This window comes from Aeromonas sp. R10-2 (assembly GCF_040908445.1).
GTDB classification, from domain to species: Bacteria; Pseudomonadota; Gammaproteobacteria; order Enterobacterales; family Aeromonadaceae; genus Aeromonas; species Aeromonas veronii.
The window spans coordinates 1-3,029 of record NZ_JBFODS010000001.1 but is presented as its reverse complement, the minus strand read 5'-3'; the positions used below and the strand labels follow the sequence as shown (position 1 = coordinate 3,029).

5 protein-coding genes are annotated in these 3,029 nt (G+C 50.1%); 3 read left to right on the top strand and 2 right to left on the bottom strand.

Translation table 11 applies throughout. The features are described from left to right. Positions 1 to 970, bottom strand: a 970-nt coding sequence (locus AB5Y97_RS00025; RefSeq protein WP_368156992.1) for a methyl-accepting chemotaxis protein, incomplete at its 3' end; no start/stop codon positions are given. Positions 971 to 1,158: 188 nt separating this feature from the next. Between AB5Y97_RS00025 and AB5Y97_RS00020 the strand changes: the two genes are divergently transcribed. From AB5Y97_RS00020 to AB5Y97_RS00010, 3 genes are all read left to right on the top strand, one after another. After that, complete coding sequence (locus AB5Y97_RS00020; protein WP_039062313.1) at positions 1,159 to 1,428, top strand: hypothetical protein; 270 nt, start codon at positions 1,159 to 1,161, stop codon at positions 1,426 to 1,428. A 309-nt stretch (positions 1,429 to 1,737) separates the two neighbouring features. Then, positions 1,738 to 2,073: a hypothetical protein gene (locus tag AB5Y97_RS00015; RefSeq protein WP_201873153.1), complete on the top strand. Its 336-nt coding sequence runs from the start codon at positions 1,738 to 1,740 to the stop codon at positions 2,071 to 2,073. After that, complete coding sequence (locus AB5Y97_RS00010; protein WP_290072186.1) at positions 2,073 to 2,393, top strand: hypothetical protein; 321 nt, start codon at positions 2,073 to 2,075, stop codon at positions 2,391 to 2,393. Before AB5Y97_RS00015 ends, AB5Y97_RS00010 begins: the two co-directional genes overlap by 1 nt. A gap of 340 nt (positions 2,394 to 2,733) precedes the next feature. On the opposite strand, the gene AB5Y97_RS00005 is transcribed toward AB5Y97_RS00010, so the two are convergent. Continuing rightward, positions 2,734 to 2,874, bottom strand: a complete 141-nt coding sequence (locus AB5Y97_RS00005) for a hypothetical protein (protein WP_201873147.1) — start codon at positions 2,872 to 2,874, stop codon at positions 2,734 to 2,736. Between the last annotated feature and the right edge of the window lie 155 nt (positions 2,875 to 3,029).

The window sequence follows — 3,029 nt, the reverse complement described above, 5'->3', positions numbered from 1 at the left end:
GTAGAGCTGCCTTGCCACTCTCGTGTACCTGCTTGTGCGGCCCATCTAGTTCACGAAAAGCCGGCTTGTGGGAGAATAGCTCGGCTCCTTGTCCCTCGACATACCACTTACCCAACCTGCACTGCCGATGGTCACTGACCGGCTCGTGAAAGTGCTGCTGTTCAATAAGCCGATAGATGGTGTTCTTCCAAACAGCGTGATCCAGCTTGGTGGTATTGAGGAAAGAGGTAGTTGCTGCACCGTGTATCACCTGCTGCATCCGGCCAGATTGCGTCAACACCTGGGTCACGACCACCTCGATCTGTGAGGAGGATGCCGCAACTTCAGCTGCGCTGGCCTGGTTATCGTCAATGATCAGCTTAATCTCCTGCGCCTGAGCCACTATCTGCCTGACCAGCACTTCAATCTGGCCGCTGGCCTCGTGGGCCTTGCTCGCCAGCTGTCGCACCTCATCTGCCACCACGGCAAACCCTCGTCCAGCTTCACCGGCTCTGGCCGCTTCAATGGCGGCATTAAGTGCCAGCAAGTTGGTCTGATCAGAGATACCCTGGATAGCAGCTACGAACTGATTGATGGCCGATGTACTGACATCAAGCTGATGGACGGCCTTCAGGCTACGGGCTGCTTCATCCGTGATGGCATGGGCTCGCCCGGAGAGGCGGATGATGGCATCACGGGTCTGGGCAAACAGCTGATCCAGCTCAGAAAGCGTTCTATTCTCCGCCATCAGGTGCTCGGCGCTGCCCGCTAGCGCCTCCCGCACACTCTGCAACATCTCGCCCCCCTGGTTCTGGCAGGTGAGCACCTGATTGAAGAGTTCGTTTCGTTCCCGGCTGCTACGTTGCATGTGTTCATACTCCCCGATAGTGGCCAGCAGTTCAGTTAACTTGGCCTGATGTTGCTGCTCCTTGAGCTGCAAGACCTCCCTGAGCTGTTGATTCTCTTTTTTAAGTTTGCTGTTGAACCACATAAGACCTCTAGATAGATGCCAATAAAGCAGTCATTCTGCCACAGAGAGCGGATGCTGACTGCGTATAAGGGGGCGTTACGTTAAATCGGACGCCCTTTTTGCTGCTGGTCATCCTGCAAGATGACTTGTTTTGCTAGGCGTTATCTCCCATCCTGCGCCGCACTATCCCTTGTCTCGGAATCTCCCCCATGGAAACCATTACCCATCCCACCCTGGTACAACTGGTGGCGGCCGGTGCTGTTCGTGTCGTGATCGCAGTTGGCCAACCTGGCGGCTGGACGCTGCTGGTGCGCTACGGTCTAGCCGAACGTGCCCTGGCCGCCCAGCGCAGCAAGCAGCTCAGAGTTTTTCGCAAGCTCGATACCCTGGTTCTCTACCTGCAGCAGATCGGGGTCTGCCGGTTCGAGGTGGATGCCACGGGCTTCATGGGTGCCCCGAGACAGATCAGGAGCTCTTGAACATAAAAGGCGTTATGCGCACCCCCAAACCGGGGGCCGTTCACCAGTTTGGGGGCTGGCGAACTTGAGCAAGGCGCTGGCCGAGTAGAGGAGCAGGCGAAAGAGGTCACGCAGGGGCGGAAGCACGAGTTGGAGCGTGAGCTGGGATTGTCGTTATGTTTTTTGTGTCACACAACCAGATGGCTAACGGTGTGGTTTTTCGCAAATTGCGATATTATTAACTTTAAAATCAGCTAGTCTCAGCTTTAATTTTTATAAATTTTAGTGTTTATTTTTCTTTAAAAAAGTTAATTATTTTTGAGGTATTAGATGTTTAAAGGTATAAGACTTGCTTTGTTGGCTTTAATCCTCTCCATAAACCATGCAAATGCCAGTATTCCTCTTCCATCCGGGGAGATGCCCTTCAAGGTAGATACTGAAAATAGGAAGATGCTTGTGTGCAATTACTTTGGTCTGGAGCTTCAGAAGCAGGGACGCTCTGGCCAATATAATGGTTCCATATCAAGGCGGATGATTGGAAACGACCTAATTTACTGCCTTATTGTTTTCATAAATGAGCATCCTAACGGCTATGTTAGTCAGGTGTTTTATTCTGTGACCGGAAATACAAGCAATGGAACCTGGGAAGCCAAAATGGAAAGGTAATGCATTTGAAATACATTCACTTCGCCACTAACAGAAATCCTAAGGAAAATACAATAAAGCAAGGTTTGCTGCTTAGTAAAAAATTTATAGAATCACCTCGGTGGACATTGCTTTTCTCAAAGGAAAACCATTCCAATGCAAGTGATAATGATTTTTCCTTTAACGGAACCAAAGTTTGGCAGGATGTAAGGTCTGGTTTGTTAGTCGTTGAGTCATATTCAAGTAATCGCAATGGCGTGGTAAATTCGATTAGCTTTAAAGAAACTGCAGAGTGGCCAGAATCAACAAGCGAAACCAAAAATGCAGAACCGCCGTTTTAGCGTGATGGGATTGCATCCTAGATGCGTTACTACTGTAACGTACTCGTGATGGTCGTGGTGGAGCCAGTTGTTCATGGCATCGGTATCAACTCAGAAGGTGAGTGAGCCACGGTTAATCAGAGACCTGTTGTATTGAGGCCAGTTGGTGATGGGATGAAGCGCCTTGCCCATGAATGCTGACTTGAAGGGGATGGTGGTGATCAGATCACCGCCTCCTCAGTTAGTTCCACCAAGCCGCATCGATTTGGGCAACACGGGCGTATCAGGTCAACCTCAGTTACAGTGGTAAACCCCGCAGCCCATTGCTTCAGGGAGTCTACTACTTGATGATGTAGGCCAATCATATCTCCTCGTAAGGATCAGCATCAATAGCACGTCCAGTGTCGTCCCAGTCTGGATCTTCCTCACCAAACTCGGGCAGCACATCCTCAAACATGTTGTCCTCGTCTTCAGGGTAATCAGATTCAAATTCACCGTACATCTTTCACTCCAAGTTTGATCTAGGGGTTGGCACACCCAAGCGTTTATTAAACACACACGCAGGATTTTACAGGTTGAAGTTCAACTGCTGGGCTCATTGAGCGAATCAACTCTTAATGAGTTGCACTACAGATCACTTAATTCTGTTGGGGTCGT